The sequence below is a fragment of the Acidovorax radicis N35 genome (assembly GCF_000204195.1).
Classification (GTDB): domain Bacteria; phylum Pseudomonadota; class Gammaproteobacteria; order Burkholderiales; family Burkholderiaceae_C; genus Acidovorax; species Acidovorax radicis.
Map to the genome: position 1 here is coordinate 804280 of NZ_AFBG01000018.1, position 22526 is coordinate 826805.

Annotated in this window: 18 protein-coding genes; 4 read left to right on the forward strand and 14 right to left on the reverse strand. The window is 65.6% G+C overall.

The annotated features are described in order from the left end of the window. Positions 1–2: 2 nt before the first annotated feature. The 11 genes from ARADN35_RS0109395 to ARADN35_RS0109445 form a co-directional block, all read right to left on the reverse strand. Positions 3–935, reverse strand: coding sequence for a dihydrodipicolinate synthase family protein (locus ARADN35_RS0109395; RefSeq protein ID WP_010461374.1), 933 nt, complete (start codon positions 933–935; stop codon positions 3–5). Positions 936–938: 3 nt separating this feature from the next. Further along, positions 939–1931, reverse strand: coding sequence for a Bug family tripartite tricarboxylate transporter substrate binding protein (locus ARADN35_RS0109400; protein ID WP_010461376.1), 993 nt, complete (start codon positions 1929–1931; stop codon positions 939–941). 34 nt (positions 1932–1965) lie between these two features. Further along, entirely contained in the window at positions 1966–3699 is a 1734-nt protein-coding gene (locus ARADN35_RS0109405; protein ID WP_010461378.1) for an IlvD/Edd family dehydratase, read from the reverse strand. 35 nt (positions 3700–3734) lie between these two features. Further along, complete coding sequence (gene yjfF, locus ARADN35_RS0109410) at positions 3735–4769, reverse strand: galactofuranose ABC transporter, permease protein YjfF (RefSeq protein WP_010461380.1); 1035 nt, start codon at positions 4767–4769, stop codon at positions 3735–3737. Then, complete coding sequence (locus ARADN35_RS0109415; RefSeq protein ID WP_010461382.1) at positions 4766–5818, reverse strand: ABC transporter permease; 1053 nt, start codon at positions 5816–5818, stop codon at positions 4766–4768. The genes yjfF and ARADN35_RS0109415 overlap by 4 nt, the downstream gene beginning before the upstream one ends. A 161-nt stretch (positions 5819–5979) precedes the next feature. After that, positions 5980–7518, reverse strand: a complete 1539-nt coding sequence (locus ARADN35_RS0109420; RefSeq protein ID WP_010461384.1) for a sugar ABC transporter ATP-binding protein — start codon at positions 7516–7518, stop codon at positions 5980–5982. A 4-nt stretch (positions 7519–7522) separates the two neighbouring features. Beyond that, positions 7523–8752, reverse strand: a complete 1230-nt coding sequence (gene mmsB, locus ARADN35_RS0109425; protein WP_010461386.1) for a multiple monosaccharide ABC transporter permease — start codon at positions 8750–8752, stop codon at positions 7523–7525. 5 nt (positions 8753–8757) lie between these two features. Then, positions 8758–10401, reverse strand: a complete 1644-nt coding sequence (gene mmsA, locus ARADN35_RS0109430) for a multiple monosaccharide ABC transporter ATP-binding protein (RefSeq protein WP_010461388.1) — start codon at positions 10399–10401, stop codon at positions 8758–8760. A 138-nt stretch (positions 10402–10539) separates the two neighbouring features. After that, entirely contained in the window at positions 10540–11610 is a 1071-nt protein-coding gene (chvE, locus tag ARADN35_RS0109435; RefSeq protein ID WP_010461390.1) for a multiple monosaccharide ABC transporter substrate-binding protein, read from the reverse strand. Between the two features lie 137 nt (positions 11611–11747). Next, positions 11748–12713, reverse strand: a complete 966-nt coding sequence (locus ARADN35_RS0109440; RefSeq protein WP_010461392.1) for an ABC transporter substrate-binding protein — start codon at positions 12711–12713, stop codon at positions 11748–11750. A gap of 72 nt (positions 12714–12785) precedes the next feature. After that, positions 12786–14237, reverse strand: coding sequence for an aldehyde dehydrogenase family protein (locus ARADN35_RS0109445; protein ID WP_010461394.1), 1452 nt, complete (start codon positions 14235–14237; stop codon positions 12786–12788). 137 nt (positions 14238–14374) lie between these two features. On the opposite strand from ARADN35_RS0109445, the gene ARADN35_RS0109450 reads away from it, so the two are divergent. Then, the gene (locus tag ARADN35_RS0109450; protein WP_010461396.1) at positions 14375–15337 is read left to right on the forward strand and encodes a LysR family transcriptional regulator; all 963 of its coding nucleotides are present in this window, start codon (positions 14375–14377) and stop codon (positions 15335–15337) included. Between the two features lie 946 nt (positions 15338–16283). Here the strand turns inward: ARADN35_RS0109450 and ARADN35_RS0109455 are convergent. After that, positions 16284–17117 (reverse strand): SDR family NAD(P)-dependent oxidoreductase, encoded by an 834-nt coding sequence (locus tag ARADN35_RS0109455; protein ID WP_050812472.1) that lies wholly within the window; start codon positions 17115–17117, stop codon positions 16284–16286. A gap of 121 nt (positions 17118–17238) precedes the next feature. Between ARADN35_RS0109455 and ARADN35_RS0109460 the strand changes: the two genes are divergently transcribed. Beyond that, a complete protein-coding gene (locus ARADN35_RS0109460; RefSeq protein WP_010461400.1) occupies positions 17239–18186 on the forward strand; it encodes an SMP-30/gluconolactonase/LRE family protein in 948 nt (315 codons plus the stop codon). Positions 18187–18294: 108 nt separating this feature from the next. Continuing rightward, positions 18295–19242, forward strand: coding sequence for an aldose 1-epimerase (locus ARADN35_RS0109465; RefSeq protein ID WP_010461402.1), 948 nt, complete (start codon positions 18295–18297; stop codon positions 19240–19242). A gap of 116 nt (positions 19243–19358) precedes the next feature. Here ARADN35_RS0109465 and ARADN35_RS0109470 read toward each other — a convergent pair whose 3' ends face one another. Together ARADN35_RS0109470 and ARADN35_RS0109475 are read right to left on the reverse strand one after the other, a co-directional pair. Further along, the gene (locus ARADN35_RS0109470; RefSeq protein ID WP_010461404.1) at positions 19359–19793 is read right to left on the reverse strand and encodes a DUF1801 domain-containing protein; all 435 of its coding nucleotides are present in this window, start codon (positions 19791–19793) and stop codon (positions 19359–19361) included. After that, a complete protein-coding gene (locus ARADN35_RS0109475) occupies positions 19790–20251 on the reverse strand; it encodes an SRPBCC domain-containing protein (RefSeq protein WP_010461406.1) in 462 nt (153 codons plus the stop codon). Before ARADN35_RS0109475 ends, ARADN35_RS0109470 begins: the two co-directional genes overlap by 4 nt. A 253-nt stretch (positions 20252–20504) precedes the next feature. On the opposite strand from ARADN35_RS0109475, the gene ARADN35_RS26935 reads away from it, so the two are divergent. Continuing rightward, positions 20505–22358 carry a midcut-by-XrtH protein gene (locus ARADN35_RS26935; RefSeq protein ID WP_010461408.1) on the forward strand — a complete coding sequence of 618 codons (1854 nt, stop codon included), beginning with the start codon at positions 20505–20507 and terminating at the stop codon, positions 22356–22358. Positions 22359–22526 lie beyond the last annotated feature (168 nt).

A 22526-nucleotide genomic window follows, 5' to 3' on the forward strand; every position in this document is an offset into this window, starting at 1 on the left:
GCTTATTTTCCCCAGCGCAGCACCAGCGGGTCCAGCCGTCGCGCGATGTCGATCAGGCCCCGGCGCACTTCGGGGTGCATGGCCGGGAAGGGGTGGCGGCCCGCCTCGCAAGCGATCACGCCGCCTTCCTTCATCAAGGCCTTGGCGGTCAGGATGCCGCCCTGGCGGTTTTCGTGGTTGATGAGGGGCAGCCAGCGCTGGTAGAGCGCAAAGGCCTGGTCCATGTCACCCTGGCGGTGGGCCTCAATGATGGGGCGGATGCCGTCGGGGAAGGCGCCGCCCGTCATTGCGCCCGTGGCACCCGCATCCAGGTCGGCCAGCAGGGTGATGGCTTCTTCTCCATCCCACGGGCCTTCGATGGCCGCGCCGCCCAGGCGGATCAGCTCGCGCAGCTTGCTGGCGGCACCCGGCACTTCGATCTTGAAGTAAGCCAGTTGCTCGATCTCCTGCGCCATGCGGGCGAGGAACGGGGCCGACAGCACGGTGCCGCTGGCGGGGGCGTCCTGCACCATGATCGGGATGCTGATCGCATCGGACACACGGGCGTAGAACTCGTAAATCTGCGCTTCGGGCACGCGGAAGGTGGCACCATGGTACGGCGGCATCACCATCACCATGGCGGCGCCCATGTCCTGCGCGGCGCGGCTGCGCTCGGCGCACACCCGGGTGCCGTAGTGGGTGGTGGTGACGATCACCGGCACGCGGCCTGCCACATGCTCCAGAGAGACGCGGGTCAGTGTCTCGCGCTCGGCGTCGGACAGCGAGAACTGCTCGGAGAAGTTGGCCAGGATGCAGAGGCCATCCACGCCGGCGTCGATCATGAAGTCGAGGCAGCGCTTCTGGCTTTCAAGGTCGAGTGCACCTGACTCGGCGAATGTCGTCGGAACGACGGGGAAGATGCCGCGGTAGCGGGCGGGGGCAGCGGTAGATGTCATGGGTCAGGTGGCTTTGATGTCGTTCTTCTTGGCGATTTCGCCCCACAGGCGATAGTTGTCGCGGGTCAGTTTGGCCAGCCGTTCCGGTGTGCCGCCGCCCACCATGTCACCGTTCTTGGTGACGGTGCCGCTGACCGCCGGGTTGGCGAGCGCCGCGTTGAGCGCGGCATTGGTCTTGCTGACGATGTCCGGGGTGAGGCTGGGTGGCCCCCACAGGCCGACGAACACGGTCACGAGGAAGTCCTTCAGACCCGCTTCGGCCGCGGTGGGCACGTCGGGCAGCGCGGGAAGGCGCTCGGCACCAGTGACCACAATGGCGCGCAGCCGGCCGGATGCAATGAAGGGGATGAGCAGCGACGCGGCATCCACGATGCACGGCACCTGGTTGCCCACCACGTCCTGGATGGCGGGGGCGCTGCCTTTGTAGGGCACCTGGTTCATCGGTGGCAGGCCGGCGCGCTCGCGCAGGTGCTCCATCGCCAGATGGGTGTTGCCGCCACTGCCCGCAGAGGCATAGCTGAAGCCACCAGCCTTGACGCCAGCCCGCACCCAGATACGGAAGTCTTCGAGCGTCTTCACCGGTGCGGATGGGTGCACGCACAGCACCAGCTGTGATTCCAGCACCAGACCGATGGGCGTGAAGTCCAGCGGATTGGGCGACGGTGTCGCGTAGGTGTGCGGGTTGATGGTGAGGCTGGTGTTGGCCACCAGCAGTTTGTGGCTGTCGTTCAGGCGCAGCGCCTCGGCCGCTGCCAGGTTGCCGGAGGCGCCAGGTTTGTTTTCCACCACCACCGGTTGGCCCAGCGCGCTGGCAAGGCCGTTGGTGATGAAGCGCGCGCCAGCGTCGGTCAAGCCGCCGGGCGGGTAGCCGACAAGCAGCGAGACGGGTTTGGAGGGCCAGGCCGGTGCAGCGGCCACGGCAGATGTGGCGCCCAGCGCGGACAAGGCACTGCCGGCTGCCGCGGTGAGAATGGTGCGTCGGGAGGGGGACCGCATGGAGTCTCCTTGTTCTTGTTTCAAGGGGGCGTGATCAGTGCGAATGGCGCGGCACGGCCGAGCCGCGGCAGCCCACCAGAAAGTCGAAGTCGCAGCCCTCGTCCGCCTGCAGCACATGGTCTACATACAGGCGCTGGTAACCACCGCGGCCACCCTGGTCGGTGGTGGACAGCGCATCCAGGCGAGCGGCCAGCTCTTCGTCGCTGATGTCGAGGTGCAGGCGACCTTGTTCGCAGTCGAGCTCGATGAAGTCACCATCTCGCACGGCGGCCAGCGGGCCACCGTCAGCGGCCTCGGGCGCCACGTGCAGCACGACGGTGCCGTAGGCGGTACCGCTCATGCGCGCGTCGGAGATGCGCACCATGTCCTTCACGCCCTGGCGCAGCAGCTTGGGGGGCAGGCCCATGTTGCCCACCTCGGCCATGCCGGGGTAGCCCTTGGGGCCGCAGTTCTTCATCACCATCACGCAGCTGGCGTCGATGTCCAGGTTCTCATCGACGATGCGCTCCTTGTAGTGCTCCAGGTTCTCGAACACCACAGCGCGGCCCCGGTGCTTGAGCAGCTCGGGCGATGCGGCGGAGGGTTTCAGCACCGCGCCACGCGGCGACAGGTTGCCGCGCAGGATGCAGATGCCGCCGTCTGCGATCAGCGGGTTGTCGATCGTGCGGATCACCTCGTCGTTGTACTGGGGCGCCTCGCGCACGTTGTCCCACAGCGTCTTGCCGTTGACGGTCAGTGCGTTGGGGTGGGGCAGCAGGTTGTTCTCGCCCAGTCGGCGGAGCACGGCAGGCAAACCGCCAGCGTAGTAGAACTCTTCCATCAGGAAACGGCCCGAGGGTTGCAGGTCCACCAACGTGGGCGTGCCGCGGCCCACTCGCGTCCAGTCTTCCAGGTCGAGCTGCACGCCCATGCGTCCGGCAATCGCCTTGAGGTGGATGACCGCGTTGGTCGAGCCGCCGATGGCGGCGTTGGTGCGGATGGCGTTCTCGAAAGCTTCGCGGGTCAGGATCTTGGACAGCGTCAGGCCTTCGTGCGCCATCTCCACAATGCGTTTGCCCGACATGTGGGCCAGCACATAGCGGCGCGAGTCCACCGCCGGTATGGCCGCGTTGTGCGGCAGCGAGGTGCCCAGCGACTCGGCCATGCAGGCCATGGTGCTGGCCGTGCCCATGGTGTTGCACGTGCCGGCGGAGCGGGACATGCCCGCTTCGGCCGCGAAGAACTGGTGCTCGTTGATTTCGCCGGCCTTCAGCGATTCGTGCAGCTGCCACACGGCCGTGCCCGAACCGATGTTCTTGCCTTCGAGCTTGCCGTTGAGCATGGGGCCGCCGGTGACCACGATGGCGGGCACGTCGCAGCTGGCCGCGCCCATCAGCAGCGCGGGCGTGGTCTTGTCGCAGCCCACCAGCAGCACCACCGCATCGATGGGGTTGCCGCGAATGGCTTCTTCCACATCCATGCTGGCCAGGTTGCGCGTGAGCATGGCCGTGGGGCGCAGGTTGGATTCGCCGTTGGAGAACACCGGGAACTCGACCGGAAAGCCGCCCGCCTCGTAGATGCCGCGCTTCACATGCTCGGCGATCTTGCGAAAGTGGGCGTTGCAGGGCGTGAGCTCGGACCAGGTGTTGCAGATGCCGATGATGGGGCGGCCGTCGAACTCATGGTCGGGGATGCCCTGGTTCTTCATCCAGCTGCGGTACATGAAGCCGTTCTTGTCGGCCGTGCCGAACCAGGCAGTGGAGCGGAGTTTGCGCGGGGTGGTGGTCATTGTGATTGCGGGTCAGAGAGATGATGGAAAGAAGGTCAGGACCGCTTGGCGGCGCGGCGCGTGAGCAGGCGCTGCAGCAGGCAGAAAACAAACAGCAGCACGCCGACGACGATGCGCGTCCACCACGAGCTGAGCGTTCCGTCGAACGAGATCAGGGTCTGGATGATTCCGAGCATGAGCACGCCAAACAGCGTGCCGGCCACATAGCCCACGCCGCCCGTGAGCAACGTGCCGCCGATCACCACGGCGGCGATGGCGTCGAGCTCCATGCCCACGGCGTGCAGGCCGTAGCCCGAGAGCATGTAGAACGTAAACACCACGCCCGCCAGGGCAGAGCAAAAGCCCGAGAGCGTGTACACGCCGATGACCGTGGCGCGCACGGGCAGGCCCATGAGCACGGCGGAGTTCTCGCTGCCGCCCACGGCATACACCGCGCGGCCAAACGGCGTGCAGTGCGCGATGAACAGGGCGGCCAACAGCACCGCGGTGGCGATCAGCGCGCCGAGGGACAGCGAAGCGCCTTCCCACAACTCCAGCCGCCATTGCGACAGCTCGGAATACGCTTCGTTGGTGATGCTGATCGAGTCGATGCTGATGAGGTAGCACAGCCCGCGTGCAAGGAACATGCCGGCCAGCGTCACGATGAAGGGCTGCAGCTTGAAGCGCTCGATCAGGACGCCCATGAACGCGCCGAACAGCGTGCCCATCAGCAGCACGACCGGCACGGCCACCAGCGGGCTCCAGCCTTTGTGCTCCACCAGCGCGGCGAGCACCATGGTGGTCAGCGCCACCACCGAGCCCACCGACAGGTCGATGCCACCCGACAGGATGACAAACGTCATGCCCACCGCCACGATGATGAGGAAGGCGTTGTCAATCAGCAGGTTGAGGAACACCTGGGCCGAGAAGAAACCGGTGTACATCACCGAGCCCAGCGTGGCCATGGCCACAAAGAGCGAAATGGTGGCGGCGAGCGGCAGGTACTTGGGGTTCCACCGGGCGCGCGCTGCGCCTGGCTGAGGCGCCACCTCGGCGGCAGCACCGAAAGAAGTCTTGGGCACGGCGCTCATGACACGGCTCCTGCGCCCGGGCGGCGCGCGATGGCGCCAATCTGCGCGCGGAACTCTGGCGACTGCAGCAGCATCACGATGAACACCACCACCGCCTTGACCACCAGGTTGACCTCGGGCGGTACGCCCAGCGAATAGATGGCGTACGTCAGCGTCTGGATGATGAGCGCACCGATCACGCTGCCGACTAGGCTGAATCGCCCGCCGGTCAGGGCGGTGCCGCCCAGTGTCACGGCCAGGATGGCGTCAAGCTCCAGCAGCTGGCCGGCGTTGTTGCCGTCGGCGCTTTTCACGTTGGAGCTGATCAACAGACCCGCGATGCCCGCGCACACGCCGCAGAAAACATAGGCCGCTACGGTAAGCCGGCCCGCCTGCACGCCCGCCACCCGCGCCGCCGTGGGGTTGATGCCCACCGCCTGCACGAACAGGCCCAGCGCCGTGCGCGTGACGGCCAGGTACAGCACGGCAAACACCGCCGCCACGATGAACAGCGAGAACGGCAGCCCTGCCAGGTACCCGCCGCCGATGAAGAAGTAGGGCGTGTAGTAGATGGTGATGATCTGCCCGTCGGTGATCAGCTGGGCGATGCCCCGGCCCGCCACCATGAGGATCAGCGTGGCAATGATGGGCTGCATGCCCACGCGCGCCACCAGCACGCCGTTCCACAACCCGCAGAGCAAGGCCACACCAAGGGCGCCCAGGATGGCCACGGGCAGCGGAAAGCGGCTCTCGGTGCCCGACACCGAGCCGCCGATCATCCAGGCCGCCACGGCGGCGGCAATGGCCACCACCGCACCCACCGAGATGTCGATGCCGCGCGTGGCGATCACCATCGTCATGCCCAGCGACACCAGCACCAGCGGCGCCGCGCGGTTGAGGATGTCGATCAGGCTGCCGTACAGGTGCCCGTCGCGCCATTCGATGTGCAAGAAGCTGGCGTTGAAGGCCGTGTTGACGGCCAGCAGGAGCAGCAGCGTGATGATGGGCCACGCCAGGCGGTGGCGCATCAGCGCTGCAAAAGGGGAAGGGGTATTGCGTTCGTCAGACATACAAGTCATTCATGGCGTAGCGCACGACACTGGCGCGGCCTAGGCCAGGGCGGCCGCGCAAGGGCCGCCCCGCCGCGCTGGCTGCGTCCCCCTGCCCGCAGCGCATAGCGATGCGAGAGCGGGGGGAAGACGCGAAGCGGCTCAGGGGGGTGTTCTCTATTTCAAGCATGTTGTTCAGCGGCGATCAGTTCGTAGACGGCGTCTTCGGTGCTGCCGGCGGGCAGCTCGCCGACCTTGCGGCGGTCGCGCAGCACGACGATGCGGTGGGATACGCGCACCACCTCGCTCATCTCGGATGAGATGAACAGCACGGCCATGCCGGCCTGGGCCAGTCGCAGGATCTGCTCCATGATTTCCTGCTTGGCCGCCACGTCGATGCCCCGGGTGGGCTCGTCCAGGATCAAGAGGCGCGGCTCGATGGCCATCCAGCGCGCGAGGATGGCCTTTTGCTGGTTGCCGCCCGACAGCAGGCCGATGGGGGTGTCCACGCTGGCGGTCTTGATGCCCAGCAGCTGCACGTAGCGGTCGGCAATGGCCGTCTGTTCGGCGCGTGACAGGAACTTGCCCACGCCCATGCGGGCCTGCAGCGCCAGCGCAATGTTCTCGCGCACCGACAGTTCGGCCACGATGCCGTCGGTCTTGCGCTCTTCGGGGCACAGGGCCAGGCCCTGGCGAATCGCATCCATGGGGTTGGAGAAACTCACGGCTTTGCCGTCGATGCGCAGCATGCCGCGGTCAGGCTGCTCTAGCCCGAAGAGCAGGCGCGCCAGTTCGGTGCGGCCCGCGCCCAGCAGGCCTGCGAGTCCAACGACTTCGCCTGCTCGGATCTGTAGGTCCAGCGGTTGCAACTGTCCGGCCTGCCCCAGGCCTTCGGTTTGCAGCAGCGCGGTATCCGACGCGTTCGCCGGCGGCGGCGGCGATGTCTGCGCGGCCTGTGCGGCCAGGTCGCGGCCCAGCATGGCGGCGATCAAGGCTTGGGGCCCCAGGTCTTTGACAGGCCATTCGCCCACCCAGCTGCCGTTGCGCAGCACGGTGATGCGGTCCGACACGGCATACACCTGGTTCAAAAAGTGCGTCACGAACACGATGGACAGGCCCTCGCCACGCAGCCGGCGCAGCACCTCGAAGAGTTTTTGCACCTCGTCGTCGTCCAGGCTGGAGGTGGGCTCGTCCAGGATCAGCACGCGCGCTTCAATGCTGAGTGCGCGGGCAATGGCCACCAGCTGCTGCACGGCCACGGGGTAGTCCGACAGCAGGCGCGTCACATCAATGGACAGGCCGATGCGCTCCACCAGCTCGCGCGAGCGCTGGTGCATCTGAGCCCAGTCGATGCGGAATCCCTGCGCGATGCCGCAACGCGGATAGCGGCCTGCAAAGATGTTCTCGGCCACCGAGAGGTTGGGGCAGAGGTTGACCTCCTGGTACACGGTGCTGATGCCCAGGCGCTGCGCGGCCAGGGGCGAATCGGGCCACACCGGCTCGCCGCCCAGTTGCATCTGGCCGCCGCTGGGCTTGATCACACCCGTGAGCACCTTGATGAGCGTGGACTTGCCCGCGCCGTTCTGCCCCATCAGCGCATGGATCTCGCCGGGGTACAGGCGCAGCTGCACATCGCGCAGCACGGGGATGCCCGCAAACTGCTTGTGAATGCCCGCGAGTTCGAGCACGGGGGCAGGGGTGTGAGCGGTGGCCGCGTCCATGGGATCAGGCTTTGTTCTTGTTGTAAACGTCGACCAGCACGGCAGCCAGCAGCACCACGCCCTTGATGACTTGCTGGTAGTCGATGCCGATGCCCAGGATCGACATGCCGTTGTTCATCACGCCCATCACAAAGGCGCCGATGACAGCACCCATCACCTTGCCCACACCGCCCGAGGCCGAGGCGCCGCCGATGAAGCAGGCCGCGATGACATCGAGCTCGAAGCCCAGGCCCGCCTTGGGCGTGGCGGTGTTCAGGCGCGCTGCAAACACCAAGCCTGCCAGCGCGGCCAACACGCCCATGTTGACGAAGGCATAGAACGACAGTCGTTCGGTCTTGATGCCCGAGAGCTTGGCCGCCTTTTCGTTGCCGCCCATGGCGTAGATGCGCCGGCCGATGGTGGTGCGGCTGGTGATGAAGTCGAACAGCACGATCAGCAGCGCCATCACGATGAGCACGTTGGGTAGGCCCTTGTACGAAGCGAGCAGATAGCTGAAGTAGATGAGCAGCGCTGCAAATACTGCGTTGCGCGCCACGAAGAAGGCGGTGGGCTCCACGTGCACACCGTGGCGCAGCCGGTTGGACCGGGCCCGGATGCCTGCCACCACCAGCGCTGCGGCCACGGCCACGCCCAGCAGCAGCGACGTGAGCTTGACGCCCTCCACACTGAACAGGTCGGGCATAAAGCCCGAGCTCAGCATCTGAAACGCCTCTGGGAAGGGGCCGACCGATTGCCCGGCCAGCAGCGCCAGCGCCAGGCCCTTGAAGACCAGCATGCCGGCCAGCGTGACGATGAACGAAGGAATCCGCGAGAACGCCACAAACCACCCCTGCACTGCGCCAATGAGGCCGCCGCACACCAGGCAGGCCAGCGTGGCGGGCACAAAGTGCCACTGGTACTGCACCATCAGCACGGCCGCCAGCGCGCCGATGAAGCCGCACACGGACCCCACCGACAGGTCGATGTGCCCGGCCACGATCACGAGCAGCATGCCCAGCGCCATGATGACGATGTAGCTGTTTTGCAGCACCAGGTTGGTGAGGTTGAGCGGCTGCATCAGCGTGCCGTCCGTCATGTACTGGAAGAAGCCCATGATGGCGACCAGCGTGATCAACATGCCGTACTCGCGCAGATTGTGCTTGGCGTGGTCTAGCAGCGAACGGGTGGGGTTGGCCGGTGCACCCATTGCAGGCGCGGCCGAGGCCGTGGGGGAGGGATTGGTCATCTGGCTCATGTTTGTTATGCGTTGCGCTGGTTGCTGTTCGATGCGTCCACACTGGCGCTGCCCAGACCAGGGCCGCCGTGCAAGGGCCGCCCCGCCGCACGGGCTGCGTCCCCCTTGGGGGGGATGGCGCGAAGCGCCTCAGGGGGGGCATTTACTATGACGCGCATGATCTTTTCCTGCGTTGCCTCGGCGGTGGGCATCTCGGCGACAAAGCGGCCTTCGTTCATCACGTACAGGCGGTCGGTGATGCCCAGCAGCTCGGGCATTTCTGAAGAGATCACGATCACGCACTTGCCCTCGGCCGCCAGCTGGGCGATGAGGGTGTAGATCTCGTACTTGGCGCCCACGTCAATTCCGCGCGTGGGCTCGTCGAGGATCAGCACTTCGGGGTTGGTAAAGAGCCATTTGCTCAGCACCACTTTTTGCTGGTTGCCACCTGATAGGTTCAGCGTTTTCTGGTCCACGCCCGAGCAGCGGATGCGCAGCTTCTCGCGGTAGTCCTGCGCCACGCGGTGCTCGCGGCCGCTGTCGATCACGGCGGCCGTGGAGACGCCACCCAGGTTGGCCAGCGACACGTTGAACTGGATGTCTTCGCTCAGCACCAACCCGTTGCCCTTGCGGTCTTCAGTCACGTAGGCCAGGCCATGGGCCACGGCCTTCTCTACCGTACCCACGTCGATGGGGCGGCCGTGCAGCAGCACCTGCCCACCGATGCGCTCGCCCCAGGAGCGGCCAAAGATGCTCATGGCCAGCTCGGTGCGGCCTGCGCCCATCAGCCCGGCAATGCCCACGATCTCGCCTTTGCGGACCTGCAGGTTGATGTTTTTGATAAAGGCGCGCTCGGGGCGCTGCGGGTGGTATGCGTTCCAGTCGCGCACCTCAAACACCGTCTCGCCGATGCACGGCTCGCGCGGGGGGTAGCGGTCGGCCATCTCGCGGCCGACCATGGCCTTGATCACGCGGTCTTCGCTCACGGGCGCTGCGCGGCAGTCCATCGTCTCGACGGTGCTGCCGTCGCGCAGCACGGTGATGGAGTCCGCCACGCGCGAGATCTCGTTGAGCTTGTGCGAGATCAGGATGCAGGTGATTCCCTGGGCCTTGAGCTCCAGCAGCAAATCCAGCAGTGCCTGGCTGTCGTTTTCGTTCAGGCTCGCGGTGGGTTCGTCCAGGATCAACAGGCGCACCTGGCGTGACAGCGCCTTGGCGATCTCCACCAGTTGCTGCTTGCCCACGCCCAGGTGGGTGATCAGTGTTTCGGGCGATTCGCGCAGGCCCACCTTGTGCAGCAGTGCTTGCGTTTTGCTGTGCGCCGCCATCCAGTCGATGACGCCGTACTGCGCGGTCTCGTTGCCCAGGAAGATGTTTTCTGCGATGGAGAGCAGGGGCACCAGGGCCAGCTCCTGGTGGATGATGATCACGCCCAGGTGTTCGCTGTCGCGGATGCCGCCGAACTGGCGTTCTTCGCCGTCATAGACAATCTCGCCGCTGTAGCTGCCGTGCGGGTATACGCCGGAGAGCACCTTCATCAGCGTGGACTTGCCAGCGCCGTTCTCGCCGACGATGGCGTGGATTTCACCCGCCTTCACGCGCAGGTTCACTTGGTTCAGTGCCACCACACCAGGGAATGTTTTGCGGATATTCCGCATTTCAAGAAGCATGGTCTCGGAGTCTCTTGGCGGGCCGTGGGCCCATCGTCGCATCTGTTGCACGGCCGCCTGCAAGGCCTGTGGGGTGCACTTGCAGGCGGCCAGTCCCACGCCGCTTCGGGAGCGGCTTGGAGCTTCTTACTTACCTACTTACTTGACCTGCGATTCCTTGTAGTAGCCGCTGCCCACCAGGATGGAGTTCCAGTTGGAGGCATCCACCGACACGGGCTTGAGCAGGTACGAGGGCACCACCTTCACGCCGTTGTTGTAGGTCTTGGTGTCGTTGATTTCGGGCTGCTTGCCCGACAAGGTGGCGTCCACCATGTTGGCGGCGACCTTGGCCAGCTCGCGCGTGTCCTTGAACACGGTGGAGTACTGCTCACCCTTCAAGATGGACTTGACCGAGGGCACCTCGGCATCCTGGCCGCTGACCACGGGGCAGGGCTGCTGGGCCGTGCAGTAACCGACGCCCTTCAGGGATGACAGGATGCCGATCGACAGACCGTCATACGGCGACAGCACCGCGTGGACCTTGTCCTTGCCGTAGTAGGCCGACAGCAGGTTGTCCATGCGCGCCTGGGCCACCGAGCCATCCCAGCGCAGCGTGCCCACCTTGTTCATGCCAGTCTGCTTGCTGCGCACCACCAGCTTGCCGCTGTCGATGTACGGTTGCAGCACGCTCATGGCGCCGTCGTAGAAGAAGAAGGCGTTGTTGTCGTCGGGCGAGCCGCCGAAGAGTTCGATGTTGAATGGACCCTTGCCCTGCTTGAGGCCGAGCTTGTCGACGATGGAGGTGGCCTGGAGCACACCCACCTGGAAGTTGTCGAACGTGGCGTAGTAGTCCACGTTCTTGGAGCCCTTAATCAGGCGGTCATACGCGATGACCTTCACGCCCTTGTCGGCTGCGCTTTGCAGCACGCGCGAGAGGGTGGTGCCATCGATGGAGGCAATCACCAGCACCTTGGCGCCCTTGGTGATCATGTTCTCGATCTGAGCGAGCTGGTTCGGGATGTCGTCGTCGGCGTACTGCAGATCGGTCTTGTAGCCGCGCTCCTTGAGCACCTTGACCATGTTGTCGCCGTCGGCGATCCAGCGCGACGAGGATTTGGTGGGCATCGAGATGCCGATGCTGCCCTTGTCCTGCGCCAGTAGCAGGGGCGATGCGCCCATGGCGGAAAGGGCCACAGTGGCCAGCACGGTCTTGAAAATTGCACGCTTCATTGAAGTGTCTCCAGGTGTTGTTGTGTTTTTGCGCTTGCACGCGCCAGGGCTTTTTTTGAAACTGACGCTCATCCAACCAGAGCCGCCAGGCAGCGAAGTGGGCTTTCCTTCTGCATGCGCTGGCCGCTCAATGGCTGTTAGTACTTCCGGTTCGGAAACTCTTTGGCAGCCACTTCCATCGGGAAGATGCCTTCTTCCGTCACGATGCGCTTTTGCACCGCCTTGCCGGCCTTGATGTCCTTGACCGCGCTCATCAGTTGCGGACCCAGCAGGGGGCTGCACTCCACGCTCACGTTGAGCTTGCCGGCGATCATGGCTTCGAAGGCGCCCTTGACCGCGTCGATGGAGATGATGGTGATGTCCTTGGCGGGCTTGAGGCCGGCTTCTTCGATGGCCTGGATCGCACCGATGGCCATGTCGTCGTTGTGCGCGTACAGCACGTTGATCTTCTTGCCCTCGGCCTTCAGGAAGGCTTCCATCACTTCCTTGCCCTTGGCGCGCGTGAAGTCGCCGGTCTGCGAGCGCAGGATCTTGAACTTTGGGTCGGCCTTGATGACTTCTTCAAAGCCCTTCTTGCGGTCGATGGCGGGGGCGGAGCCCACGGTGCCTTGCAGTTCGACGATGTTGACCTCGCCCTTTTGGTCCTTCATCTTCTCGACCAGCCAGCGGCCGGCCTTGCGGCCTTCTTCCACAAAGTCCGATCCCATGAAGGTGACGTACAGCGAGGTGTCCTTGGTGTTCACCGCACGGTCGGTCAGCACCACGGGGATCTTGGCGGCCTTGGCTTCGCGCAGCACGGGTTCCCAGCCGGACTCGACCACGGGCGAGAACGCAATCACGTCCACCTTCTGGGCGATGAAGGAGCGGATGGCCTTGATCTGGTTTTCCTGCTTTTGCTGGGCGTCCGAGAATTTCAGCTCAATCCCGGCCTCCTTGGCGGCGGACTTGATCGACTCGGTATTGGCGGTGCGCCACTCGCTCTCGGCCCCCACCTGGCTGAAACCCAGCACGATGGGCTTTTGGGCCCATGCAGCTGCGGGGAGCAGTGCGGCCACGGGCGCGCAAGCAAGGGCTGCGGCAACAGTGCGGCGGTTCAATTTCATCATCTTGTCTCCTGTCTTTAATGGTTGGTTGACGATGGGTTGCGGGATCGGTGACCGGGGAGAGGCTGGGGCTCAGGCCAGCATGTAGCCTGTCTTGACGGTGGTGTAGAACTCGGCAGCGTAGCGGCCCTGTTCGCGCGGGCCATGGCTCGACTCCTTGCGGCCGCCAAAGGGCACGTGGAAGTCCACACCCGCCGTGGGCAGGTTCACCATGGTCATGCCCACCACGGCGTGGCGCTTGAAGTGCATGGCGTGCTTGAGCGACGTGGTGCAGATGCCTGCACACAGGCCAAACGGCGTGTCGTTGGCCAGGGCCAGCGCGTGTTCGTAGTCGTCCGCGCGCAGCACGCAGGCCACCGGGCCAAAAACTTCTTCGCGGGCGATGCGGTGCTCGGGCCGGGCCAGGAACAGCGCCGGGCTCATGTAGTGGCCGGGTGTGGCGCGCTCCAGGCGCTCGCCGCCCCACACATGCTCGGCGCCTTCATTGCGAGCGATCTCCACGTAACCCAGGTTCTGCTCCAGCTGGCTGCTGTCCACCACCGGGCCCATTTCGGTGCCACGCTCCAGCGCGTGGCCCACCTTCAGGCTGACCAGCCGCTGGCGCAGCCGGGCCACAAAGGCGTCGTGCACGCTGGATTCCACAATCAGGCGGCTGGACGCCGTGCAGCGCTGGCCGGTGGAGAAGTACGAGCCCTGCAGTGCGCAGTCGATGGCCTGGTCCATGTCGGCGTCGGCCAGGACGATGAGTGGGTTCTTGCCCCCCATCTCCAGCTGCACCTTGGCGCGGCGTTGACTGGCGGCGCGCAGGATGCGGTCGCCCGTGGCAACCGACCCGGTGAAGCTCAGCGCATTGACCAGCGGGTGGTCCACCAGCGTCTGCCCCACCTCGCGGCCGCTGCCCATGATGAGGTTGAATGCGCCGGCGGGCAGGCCGCTGCGGCTGATGATCTCGGCCAGCGCCCAGCCACAGGCGGGTACCAGCTCGGCGGGCTTGAAGACCACCGTGTTGCCGTAGGCCAGCGCCGGGGCGATCTTCCAGGCCGGGATGGCAAACGGGAAGTTCCACGGCGCGATGATGCCCACCACGCCCACGGGTTCGCGGGTCACGTCCACCTGCACGCCCTGGCGCACCGATGCCATCAGTTCGCCCGGGATGCGCAGGGCCTCGCCTGCGAAGAACTTGAAGATCTGTCCGCTGCGGGCGACCTCGGCCACGGCCTCGGGCAGGGTCTTGCCTTCTTCGCGGGCCAGCAGGGCGCCCAGTTCGTCCTTGCGGGCCAGCAGCTCGCTGCCGATCAGGTCCAGCACATCGGCACGGCGTTGCGGGGTGCTTTGGCTCCAGGTGGGCAGGGCATCCACGGCAGCCCGCACGGCCAGCTCGGTCTGGTTGCGGTCCGCCCGGGCGTATTCGGCCACCACTTCGCGGGTGTCCGACGGGTTGGTGCTCACGCCTGTGGTGGTGCCGATTTCCCACCGGCCGTTGATCAGGTGCCGGGGGCTGAGCTGGAGGTCGCCGAGCTTCATGGAGAGAGGCCTTTGTTGCTGTTGCGGCGAAGTCTATGGAGGATTTTGATATCAATCCAATCATTTTTTAGACAAAATAGATATCTTTCTTCGCATTCTGGAAAACCCCTCCTTCGCTTCCGCCACCCCATCCATCCATGAGCACCTACAACCACTGGTTCATCCGCGCCCGCCTCAAGACGCGCCAACTGCTGCTGCTGGTGGCGCTGGCCGAGGAAGGCAACATCCACCGCGCCGCCCAGGTGCTGAGCATGACGCAGCCTGCTGCGTCCAAGCTGCTCAAGGACCTGGAGGACGTGCTGGAGGTGCCGCTGTTCGAGCGCCTGCCGCGCGGCATGCGGCCCACTTGGTATGGCGAAACCATGATCCGCCACGCCCGCATGGCCCTGGCCAGCCTGAACCAGGCGCACGACGAGATCGGCGCGCTCAAGACCGGCCACTACGGCCAGGTGGGCATCGGCGCTATCACCTCACCGGGCCTGAGCCTGCTGCCCGCCGCCGTGGCGCTGGTCAAGCAGGAGCACCCCAGCCTGCGCATCTCGCTCGACATTGAAACCAGCCCGGTGCTGCTGGAGCGGCTGGAGCAGGGCAAGCTCGACATCGTGGTGGGCCGCCTGTATGAAGAGCACGACAAAGGCAACCTGCGCTACGAACCGCTGACGGAGGAGCTGGTCTGCGCCATCACCCGGCCCGGCCATCCGCTGTCGAGCATGAGCGGGCTGACGCTGCGCGACGTGGTCTCAGCCGGCTGGATCGTGCCGCCTGCCGGCAGTGTGCTGCGCCATCGGTTCGACCTGATGTTCCAGCAGGATGGGCTGGCGCCGCCGCTGCACACGGTGGAGACATCGGCGCTGTTGTTCATCACGCGCATGCTGCAGCAGAGCGACATGATTGCAGTGGTGGGGGCGGATGTGGCGCACTACTACGCGGCGCACGGCCTTGTGACGGTGTTGCCGCTGGAGATGCCTTGCCATATGGATGCGTTCGGGATCATCACGCGGTCGGATAGGCTGTTGTCACCTGCGGCCAAGGTGATGATGAGGGCGTTGAAGCAGACGAGTCTGGTGCAGTACGGGCGGAGGCTGGAGGCGGGGGATTGATTTTTTGAATCGAATTGGTTGCTGGCGCTTTCTGGCAAAGCGCTAGCAGCTATTGTTTTTGTAGTCCTTTGTTCTTGCGGACCCGTTCGGGCTGAGCCTGCCGAAGCCAGTGCTTGTGCGCTGGTTTGGTGGTGTGCTTGTGTGGAGGGCGGGAGCCGGGTCTCGCCCCGGCGGGCGAGGTACTTGTTCTTTGCTTCGCCAAAGAAAAGTACCCAAAAGAAAGGCGACCCCCAGTCTGCGACCCCTTCGCTTCGCTGCGGGGCAACCTGCGTCGGGGCGGTTGCGGGGTGCGCCGCAGAACTCACTTCGCTGCTTTGCAGCTCCGTTCGGACAACTGCGGCGAGTCAGTTCACGAAGCACGCGCGCTCCGACGCGCGTGCCACCCCGCAACCGCCCCGCCGCAGGCGCAGCCAGCAGGGGGTGGACAGCCGAACATCCAACAGCCGAACAGCCGCACGGGCCTTTGCTTCGCTCGGCCGCGCCTGCGCAGCGCGTGGCGCTTGCGCCCGCGAGGTGGGGCCGAGCGCAGCGACGGCCCGAATGGATGTCCGATCCCGGTGGGTTCCCTTCAGGATGCGCCGAGGAGCGGAGGTTTTGGCGGATCAGGGCTCGCGTCTGTTTGAGTGACGCGAAGCGGCGCGAGTTTAGCGAGACCCCGTCAAAACTGAGCACCGCAGGTTGCCCGTAGCGAAGCGAAGGGACGCAGCGTGTAGGGTCGCCTTCTCTTTGGTGACTTTCTCTTGGCGATCCAAGAAAAAGTTACTGCGCCGCCGGGCGCACACCCCGGCCTCCGCCCTCAAACCAGGCACGCCGCACAGATCAGCGAACGAGCGTGCCCCGGCTCCGACAAGCTCAGTCGAACGGACGAGGGCCCCGCAGGAACTGCAAAAACCATAGCTGCCAGCGCTTGATAGAAAAGCGCTGGAGCCTAAAAAGACCTAAAAACTCAAACCCACCCCGCATCCACCTTGAACTCCTGCGCCGTACACATTGCCCCATCGTCCGACGCCAAGAACAGCACCATGCGCGCAATATCATGCGGCCGCAGTTTGTCCGGCAAACACTGGTTCCGTGCAATCTCCTCCTCGCCCTTCGCATCGAGCCACAGCTTGATCTGCCGCTCCGTCATCACCCAGCCGGGCGACACGGTGTTGATGCGGATGCGGTCCTGCCCCAGCGTCTTGGCCAGCCCGCGCGTGAGGCCGTTCACCGACGACTTGGCGATCGCATAGCAGGGGTAGCCCGTGCCCTTGCCCTGCCAGCCGGTGGAGCCCAGGTTGACCACCGAGCCGCCGCCCAGCTTGCGCATGCCTGGCACCACGGACTGGATGGCGAAGAAGGCCGGGCGTTCGTTGATGGCCATGCGCTCGTCGTAGTAGGCGGGCGTGACGGATTCCAGCGTGTGGCGGTCGTCGCTGGCCACGTTGTTCACCAGCACCGAAAAGTCGCCCAGCTCGGCGGCGGCCTCGGCAATGCAGGCCTGCAGTGCCCCGATATCGCGCACATCGCAGGTGCGCCACCAGGGGCGCTCCATGCCGGCGTCGGCCAGTTGCTGCGCCAGGGCCTCGCTGGCCTCGCGGGCCACGTCCACAAAGGCTACGCGGGCGCCTTGTTCTGCAAACGCGGCCACGATGGCGGCGCCAATGCCGCTGCCGCCGCCCGTGATGAACACCGAGCGCCCGCGCAGGCTGGGAAAGCGCGACAAGCCCTGCGACCCTGCCGCCGTGGTGGTGCTGGAGGAGGAAGAGGAGGGGAGATACGTGTCGGAAGAATGTGACATATCAATATATATATCAATTGATGGTAAAAATATTCATTACAGGCATCAATTGGCGTTGATAAGATGCCGTCCGTCAAGTGCCTGGCAGCAGGCAAGTGCAAAAAAACTACCGGAGACAAGCGTGCACCACCTGGATAACCCCCTCCAACCGCTTGCGGGCGCTGCCTTTGCTACCCCCGTGGCCGGGGCCGTGCGCTGTGTGCAGGCGCTGGGCTGCGAACTGGGCGAAGGCCTGCTGTGGTCTGTGCGCGAACAAGCCCTGTACTGGGTGGACATCCTTGCATGCCACCTGCACCGGTGGGACCCCGCCAGCGGCGCGCTGCAGCGCTGGACCTTTGCCGAAGAAATCTCTGCCTTGGCCGAACGTGCCCAGGCACCGGGCCTCATCGTGACCCTGCGCCGGGGTTTTGCCCTGTTCGACCCAGCCACCGATGCCGTACCCCGCTACCTGCACCAGCCCGAGCCCGAGCGCCTGGGCAACCGCTTCAACGACGGCAAGTGCGATGCGCAGGGCCGCTTCTGGGCGGGCTCCATGGACTTTGCCTGCGAGGCCCCCACCGGCGCGCTCTACCGCTACGACCCCGATGGACGCTGCACGCGCCACGACGACGGTTTTGCTGTGACCAACGGCCCCACCTGGTCTGGCACGGGGCAGGGCACGGCCATGTATTTCAACGCCACCATCGAAGGCAACACCTACCGCTACGACAGCGACCCCGCCACGGGCACCGTGTCGAACAAAACGCTGTGGAAACACTGGCTGCCCGAAGACGGCTTGCCCGATGGCATGACGACCGACGCCCAGGGCCGCGTGTGGATTGCGCACTGGGGCGGCTGGTGCGTCACCTGCCACGACCCCGTCACCGCCGCCGAGCTGGGCCGTGTGACCTTGCCCGTGAGCCAGGTCACCACCTGCGCCTTTGGCGGCGCCGACCTGCGCACGCTGTTCATCACTTCGGCGCGGGTGGGCCTCACCCCCGAGCAGCTCGCTGCCGAGCCCCTGGCCGGCGCTCTGTTTGCGGTGGACACCGACAGCCTGGGCCTGCCGGCCCATCCGTTTGGCGGCTGAGAGCCCTGCACCTGGCATTGCCTGTGTTCCTGCAGGCCCGTCAGCGTGCCGGACAGCCCCCGCCCGTCCTGCCATTCCTTTTTTCAACCCTTTTCAGAAAGCCCACCCATGACCGAGGCCTCCCACCCCATCGTCTGGCTGCACCACGCCGGCCAGCATCTTGGCCTGGTGCCCTCGCTGGGCGGCAGCGTTGCGGCCTGGCAGATCGACGACCCGGAGGGTTCGCAGGCCCGCATCGACCTGTGGCGGCTGTGGGACGGCAAGACGCCGGACCTGTACCAGATGGCGTCCTTTGCCATGGTGCCCTGGTCCAACCGCATCAGCGGCGGCGGGTTTGAGCACGCCGGGCAGTTCCACCCCATGCAGCCCAACCGCGCGGGCGAGCCCTATCCCATCCATGGCGACGGCTGGCTGCAGCCCTGGCAGATCACCCAGCCAGCGGCCGACACGCTGCAGATGACCTTGCGCTCGCAGCACTTTGACGGCAACCCGTACGACTACGAATGTGTGCAGACCTTCCGCCTGGTGGATGGCGGCCTGGACCAGTCGGTGCAGGTGCGCCACCTGGGGCCAGAGCCGCTGCCCTACGGCCTGGGCCTGCACCCCTGGTTTCCGCGCACGCCTGCCACGCGTATCACGGCCCCGGTGCAGGCCGTCTGGCTGTGCGGCAACGACCCGTTGCCCACGGAGCTGACCCCGCAATTCCCCCCCGGTTGGGACCTGAATGCCGGTGCTTCGGCCCATGGCGGCCTGATCGACAACGCCTACACGGGCTGGGGCGGCACGGCGCAAATCGACTGGCCCGAGCGCGGCCTGCGCCTGACCGCCCACATGCCCGACTTTGCGCAAGACGGTGGCACCGCCCGGCACTACTGCCTGATCTACCGCCCGCCCCAGGGCTCCGCCTTCTGTTTTGAACCCATCACCCAGCCCATCGACGCTTTCCACCAGCCCGGGCAGCCCGGGCTGCGCACCCTGGCGCAGGGGGAGGCGACGGCACTGAAGGTGGAGTGGCGCTACCGCAGCGGCGCGGGGGCAGCGGGTTCGGGTCAGTAGATTTTGATAAAAATTGGCCCTGGCGCTTGATGGGTAAAGTTTTATTGCTATTTAAAAAGTAGCAATCAAGCTAGGCCATTCCGCGCAGGCCTTTCGGGCCTGGCTAACGGACCTGACTAATGGGCTGCCCCTGCCGCCCGCGCCGGTTTTGCCTTGGCCTTGGCTCCCTCGGCATTCAAGGCCACCGCTGCACGGATCAGCGCCTTGAAGGCCTCCGCGTCCACGGTGTCCCCTTCGTGGATATCAATGGCGCGCCGGGCGTTGCCGTCCAGGCTGGCGTTGAAGAGTTTTGCCGGGTCTGGCAACGAAGCACCTTTCAGAAAGGTCAGCTTCACCGCCGTTTTGTACGACTCGCCCGTGCACAGAATGCCGCCCAGCGACCACACGGGCGTGCCTTTCCACTTCCACTCCTCCACCACCTCGGGCGCCGCCTCGTGGATCAGCTGGCGCATGCGGCCCAGCGCGGGCCCGCGCCAGTCCTGAAGGCTGGCGATGCGCTCGTCGATCAGCGCCGATGCGGGCGGGCCTTCGGGGGTTTTCGCGATGCTCATGGGGTCTCCTTGTCGGTCAATGTGGCCAGCACCGCCTCCAGCCGGTCCAGATTCTGCTCATTGGCGGGGATGACCAGCTCGCGCAGCCTGGCCGCCAGTTCAGCGCTGGCAAATTCCTGTACCCAGGCCATATGGGTGTGGTGTTCGCCGTGGGGGGCCAGCTCCACCGTCAGCGTGAACAGCGGCGCCATCACATGCTCGATCACGATCCGCGTGTCGGGCTCGATGGCGCGGAACACGTTCTCGTTGGGGTAGTGCGTGCCGTCTGGGCCGTGCATCACAAACACCCACCGCCCGCTCAGCGCAAAGTCAAACCGCTCGAACGTGTTGGTAAACCCCGCCGGCCCCCACCAGCGTGCCAGCAGCTCTGGCTGCCGGAAGGCGGCAAACACCTGGCTTGGGCTGGCGTGCAGCAGGCGTTGGGTGGCAAGGGTGGCGTCTGGATGGTGGCTGGGCATGGGCAACTCCCTGGGGTGATGCGGATGGGCTGGCAAATGGCGGCGTCGGGACGCAATGATGCCAGCCAGACCGGGTTAGGAGCGTGCTGCAAGCGTGTTCAGCATGGGGCTTCATGCCCAGGCGCTGTATGGCTTGGGCGGTGCTTCGGGCCACCTCCACGCGCCACATCCGCCCCCGCTTCAGCGATTGTGATAATTTGCAACTATCTCGCCGCCACCCCAACCACCCCAACCACCCCAGAGGCATCAACTGATGAACACCAAACCCGGAAGCACTGGCCCGTTGGCACTGCTGGCAATGCTGGTGGCCGCGCTGCCCTTTGCCGCCTCGGCCCAAACGATCTCCAGTGGTGCCCCTGCCGTGGCCAATGTGCCGGTGGACAACCCGCTGGCGCTGGTCGCCTTGCTGGTGGCGGTTGCGCTGGCCGGGTGGTGGTCGCTGCGCCGCAGCCACGGTGTGCGGCGTGTGGTATCGCTGCTTTTGGTGGCTGCGGTGGCGGGCCTGGCGGGGCAGGGGTCGGGCCTGATGGCGCAGGTTGTCAGCGCGTTCACCCATCCTGCTGGCGAGACCCTGCCCATCACCGTCAGCCCGATCACGGCCGGTGGCTTCACGGGCTTCCAACCTGCGGACTTCAGCAATAACTCAGGCGCTGCGCTGCGGATTGCAGCGATCGCCCCTCCCAACCTGGCCCAGTGTTTTGCCACCAACCCGGCCAACACCTTGCTGCCCCCCGGGCCGCCCACGCCATCGCCCCATCCCGCCTGCGGCGTGGGGGCCATGCTGGCCAACGGCGCCACCTGCCGGGTGGATGTCGAGGCCATCTGCCGCAGCCTCTATGCCTCTGGCGCCACGCTGACCGCCCTCAGCCCCAGCTCCGGCACCGCATCGGGCGGGGTCGGCGTCACGCTGACTGGCACCGGGTTCACCGGTGCCACCAGCGTCACATTTGACGGGGTGCCTGCAACCTCGGTCAACGTGGTCAACGCCACCACCATCACCGCCGTCACACCAGCGCACGCAGCCGGTGCCGTCAATGTGGTGGTCATCACCCCGGGCGGGGCCGCCCAGCTGGCTGGTGGCTACACCTACCTCACCGCAGCCGTTCTGACCAGCAGCAGCCCCAGCTCCGGCACCGAACTGGGCGGGACTGCGGTGACGCTGACCGGAACCGGGCTGACGGGCGCCACCGGCGTGACGTTTGACGGCGTACCTGCAAACTCGGTCACCGTGGTCAACGCCACCACCATCACGGCCGTCACGCCTGCGCACGCCGTGGGTGTGGTGGACGTGGTGGTCACCACCCCCGCCGGGGCCGCCTCGCTGGTCAACGGCTATACCTATCTCACTGCAGTCGTGCCGAGCACACTGACCGCCATCGGCCCCAACTCCGGCACCGCATCGGGCGGGGTTGGCGTCACGCTGACCGGTACCGGGCTGACCGGCGCCACCAGCGTCACGTTTGACGGGGTGCCAGCAACGTCGGTCAACGTGATCAACTCCAGCACCATTACAGCCGTCACACCCGCACACGCGGTGGGTGTGGTGGACGTGGTGGTTAATACCCCCGCCGGGGCCGCCCAGCTGACCAACGGCTATACCTACCTTGCCACCGCTGTGGGGCAAAGCAGCGGGGGCGGCGTGATCGCGGTGATCAACGGCGGGTTGAACAACCTGATTGCGGCCACGGCAGACAACAACACCGGGATCGGGTGGGGTGGCTTCGGCACGGCCGTGGGGCCGGGTGCGCAAAGCGACACCGACGGTGCCAGCAACACCGCCGCCGTCGGTGCGACGCTGGGTGCGGGTGTTTATGCCGCGCAACTGTGCAGCACCTACCAGGTCGATTCGCAAGGGAATACACCCTGCCAGGCGGGCAACACCTGCTACAACGACTGGTTCCTGCCCGCCCGCAACCAGCTCGCGGCGCTGTATACCAACAGGGTGGCGGTAGGCGGCTTCGCCAACGCCCTCTATTGGAGCTCCACCGAGAGCTCGGCCTCGCCCCTGACCGATGCATGGATCAATGATTTTTCCATCGGCAATCCGGTGACCATCCCCAAGAACCAAAACCTGCAGACGCGGTGCGTGCGTGCCTTCACGCCTTGAAGGCCGGGGCGCATGCCGTAAAACGCCGAAAATTTGGTTGAAATATGCTCTGGCGCTTGATGGAGAAGCGCCAGAAGCTATCAAATAGTGAGCAATCGATCTTGGGCTTATGCAGAACACCGGCCGGGCTGCAACGGCCCGTGGTTTACCCGCTTGCTGCCCATTGCA

What these genes read in the sequence shown, in the direction of transcription:
- ARADN35_RS0109395 (WP_010461374.1), bottom strand. Translation starts at nt 935, where the DNA reads ATGACATCTACCGCTGCCCCCGCCCGCTACCGCGGCATCTTCCCCGTC.
- ARADN35_RS0109400 (WP_010461376.1), bottom strand. Translation starts at nt 1,931, where the DNA reads ATGCGGTCCCCCTCCCGACGCACCATTCTCACCGCGGCAGCCGGCAGT.
- ARADN35_RS0109405 (WP_010461378.1), bottom strand. Translation starts at nt 3,699, where the DNA reads ATGACCACCACCCCGCGCAAACTCCGCTCCACTGCCTGGTTCGGCACG.
- yjfF (WP_010461380.1), bottom strand. Translation starts at nt 4,769, where the DNA reads ATGAGCGCCGTGCCCAAGACTTCTTTCGGTGCTGCCGCCGAGGTGGCG.
- ARADN35_RS0109415 (WP_010461382.1), bottom strand. Translation starts at nt 5,818, where the DNA reads ATGTCTGACGAACGCAATACCCCTTCCCCTTTTGCAGCGCTGATGCGC.
- ARADN35_RS0109420 (WP_010461384.1), bottom strand. Translation starts at nt 7,518, where the DNA reads ATGGACGCGGCCACCGCTCACACCCCTGCCCCCGTGCTCGAACTCGCG.
- mmsB (WP_010461386.1), bottom strand. Translation starts at nt 8,752, where the DNA reads ATGAGCCAGATGACCAATCCCTCCCCCACGGCCTCGGCCGCGCCTGCA.
- mmsA (WP_010461388.1), bottom strand. Translation starts at nt 10,401, where the DNA reads ATGCTTCTTGAAATGCGGAATATCCGCAAAACATTCCCTGGTGTGGTG.
- chvE (WP_010461390.1), bottom strand. Translation starts at nt 11,610, where the DNA reads ATGAAGCGTGCAATTTTCAAGACCGTGCTGGCCACTGTGGCCCTTTCC.
- ARADN35_RS0109440 (WP_010461392.1), bottom strand. Translation starts at nt 12,713, where the DNA reads ATGAAATTGAACCGCCGCACTGTTGCCGCAGCCCTTGCTTGCGCGCCC.
- ARADN35_RS0109445 (WP_010461394.1), bottom strand. Translation starts at nt 14,237, where the DNA reads ATGAAGCTCGGCGACCTCCAGCTCAGCCCCCGGCACCTGATCAACGGC.
- ARADN35_RS0109450 (WP_010461396.1), top strand. Translation starts at nt 14,375, where the DNA reads ATGAGCACCTACAACCACTGGTTCATCCGCGCCCGCCTCAAGACGCGC.
- ARADN35_RS0109455 (WP_050812472.1), bottom strand. Translation starts at nt 17,117, where the DNA reads ATGTCACATTCTTCCGACACGTATCTCCCCTCCTCTTCCTCCTCCAGC.
- ARADN35_RS0109465 (WP_010461402.1), top strand. Translation starts at nt 18,295, where the DNA reads ATGACCGAGGCCTCCCACCCCATCGTCTGGCTGCACCACGCCGGCCAG.
- ARADN35_RS0109470 (WP_010461404.1), bottom strand. Translation starts at nt 19,793, where the DNA reads ATGAGCATCGCGAAAACCCCCGAAGGCCCGCCCGCATCGGCGCTGATC.
- ARADN35_RS0109475 (WP_010461406.1), bottom strand. Translation starts at nt 20,251, where the DNA reads ATGCCCAGCCACCATCCAGACGCCACCCTTGCCACCCAACGCCTGCTG.
- ARADN35_RS26935 (WP_010461408.1), top strand. Translation starts at nt 20,505, where the DNA reads ATGAACACCAAACCCGGAAGCACTGGCCCGTTGGCACTGCTGGCAATG.